This is a genomic window from Aeromonas sp. HMWF014 (assembly GCF_963878295.1).
Taxonomy (GTDB): Bacteria; Pseudomonadota; Gammaproteobacteria; order Enterobacterales; family Aeromonadaceae; genus Aeromonas; species Aeromonas popoffii.
The window spans coordinates 7316-9766 of record NZ_CAWNYS010000387.1 but is presented as its reverse complement, the minus strand read 5'-3'; the positions used below and the strand labels follow the sequence as shown (position 1 = coordinate 9766).

Below are 2451 nucleotides of genomic sequence, written 5' to 3'. Positions count from 1 at the left end.
CCCCGGCACTGAGCACATTGCCCATATAAGCTTCATCTATCTGCTCCCCCTTGAGGCCGGCTTGCACCATGGCGGCCGCAATGGCGCAAGCGCCCAGCTCAGGGGCAGACACATTGGCCAACGCCCCCTGGAAGGCCCCCATGGGGGTGCGTTTGGCCGCAACAATCACAATATCCATCAATTGCACTCTCCTTGTTACCTGGACATAACATATGCTGCTCCCGCTGCGGGAACAAGACTTGCGGGGCAGTTGACGTTTGGGTAAGGTGCCAGCCTGCATTGACAATAAAATGACAGTCAAGATAGCGCCATGAACCGAACCAAGGATGACTCACGGACCTACAGCATCAGCGAACTGGCCCGTGAATTTGATGTGACGACCCGAAGTATTCGTTTTTATGAAGATCAGGGACTTTTGAATCCTACCCGTCAGGGACAGACCCGGATCTACAGCCGGCAGGACCGGGTACGCCTCAAGCTGACCCTGCGCGGCAAGCGGTTGGGTTTCAGCCTGGCGGATATCCGCGATCTGTTCGATCTCTACGATGCGGACAAGAGTAGCCGAACCCAGCTGCAGACCATGCTGGGGTTGGTTGCCGACAAGCGGGAGATGCTGGAACAGCAGCTGGAAGACATCAAGATGGTGCTGCTGGAACTCGATGCCGCCGAGCAGCGCTGCCAGCAGGCACTGAACCAGTTGCAGAGAAGCACTGGGGATAAACCATAAAAAGGGGCCGAACGGCCCCTTTTTCAATGACTCGTTTGTGTTCCTGTTATTTTGACCAACGATCCGGATCGTAATCCGGGCTGTAGCGGTCGACGATAATGGCGCAGGCCGCATCCCCTGTGATATTCAGGGCGGTACGGATCATGTCGAACAGGCGATCCAGTGCAAACAACAGCGGCAGCCCCTCGATCGGGATCCCGGCAGCCAGCAGCACGGCCACCACCAGGAAGCTCGGGCCCGGCACCCCGGCCTGGCCAATAGCCCCCAGGGTCGAGGTCACTATGATGGCGGCCCAGGCACCCATGGAGAGATCTATGTTGTAGACCTGGGCGAAGAAGATGGCGACCAGACCGTAATAGATGGCATTGCCGCTCATGTTGATGGTGGCACCGAGCGGCAACACAAAGGAAGCCGTGGCGTTGGTCACCTTCAGATCCCGCTCGCAGGTTTCCATGTTCACCGGCAGGGTCGCCATGGAAGAGGCGGTGGAGAAGGCGACAATCTGCGGCTTCTTCATGGCAGAGAAGTACGTCATCACCGGCGTATTGGAGAAGATCATCACCAGCAGCGGGTAGACCACAAAGCCGAAGATCAGCGTGGCAGCCACATAGACCACGAACAACTTGAGAACCAGGGTCAGCACGTCGAAACCGTAGGTGCCTATGGCCTCGGCCATCAGACCAAATACCCCGAGCGGTGCTATCAGCATCACCTTGTTGATCATCCAGACGAAGGCGTCCACCAGAGTGTTGAGCCCGTCCACCAGCGGCTTGGCGCGCTCGCGGGGCTGCTTGGCCAGCGCGATGCCGAGGAACATGCAGAACACCAGGATCTGCAAAATGTTGGCCTCGTTCAGTGCCTGGAACACGTTGGTCGGGATCATGCCAAGCAGCGTCGACACCGCATCCGGCAAGGCGCCCTTGTCGGCGTAGTCACCGGAGAACATGGAAGCCATAGAGCCAAAATCGACCCCGACGCCCGGTTTGAACATTTGCCCCATGACCAGCGCCAGCAGCACGGCCAGCGCAGAGGTACCGAGGAAGAAAACCAGGGTGGTGACCCCTATCTTGCCTGCAGCCGGGCTGGCGCCCAGATTGGCCGCGCCCGACAGTATGGCGACGGCCACCAACGGGATCACCAGCATCTTGATCAGCTGGATAAAAAGGGTACCGAGCGGCGCAAAGATGGTGGCTTGTTCACCCATGAACGCCCCCACCAGTGCCCCCAGCACCATGGCCACCACAACCTGGAAGCCAACGTTCTTTATGAGTCCTTTTGTTAACACAGAATGTTCCTTTTATTAGCAAATATTCACACTTTCCCAGTGTAATTAACCAAACAGAGGAAGAAACCCTGTTCATTCCCCTGAGCGCGCGCTTTATCTCACATTTATCTGCTATTTTAAATCGCCAGATCGTTAACAGGAGTTATTGATAAGTTTGCAAAAAAGTAAAGATTCAAAAGGAACATGGCTATTTTTGCTGCTTTGCTCATGACAACTGACAAAAAAATGTGCTATTTTTGCTATTCAAACGTGCATACAGGGATGGAAACATGCTGAAAGTTAACGAATATTTTGACGGAAATGTAAAATCCATCGGTTTCGAGCAAAAAGGAGACAAAGCCACGGTCGGCGTGATGAATGCGGGCGACTACCAGTTCAATACCGCCGCCCCCGAGCGGATGACGGTGGTCAAGGGTGCCCTCACCATACAACTGGCCGA

Annotated in this window: 2 protein-coding genes and 2 pseudogenes; 2 read left to right on the top strand and 2 right to left on the bottom strand. The window is 55.6% G+C overall.

Annotated features, from left to right (window positions below):
* Window positions 1–178, bottom strand: a pseudogene (locus AAC083_RS15860) (acetyl-CoA C-acyltransferase); the annotation flags it as partial.
* Between the two features lie 132 nt (window positions 179–310).
* On the opposite strand from AAC083_RS15860, the gene AAC083_RS15855 reads away from it, so the two are divergent.
* A complete protein-coding gene (locus AAC083_RS15855; RefSeq protein WP_108537098.1) occupies window positions 311–727 on the top strand; it encodes a MerR family transcriptional regulator in 417 nt (138 codons plus the stop codon).
* A gap of 46 nt (window positions 728–773) precedes the next feature.
* On the opposite strand, the gene AAC083_RS15850 is transcribed toward AAC083_RS15855, so the two are convergent.
* On the bottom strand, window positions 774–2012 hold the full coding sequence (locus AAC083_RS15850) for a dicarboxylate/amino acid:cation symporter (RefSeq protein WP_042037327.1): 1239 nt from the start codon (window positions 2010–2012) through the stop codon (window positions 774–776).
* A gap of 269 nt (window positions 2013–2281) precedes the next feature.
* Between AAC083_RS15850 and AAC083_RS15845 the strand changes: the two are divergent.
* Window positions 2282–2451: pseudogene (locus tag AAC083_RS15845) on the top strand (pyrimidine/purine nucleoside phosphorylase); the annotation flags it as partial.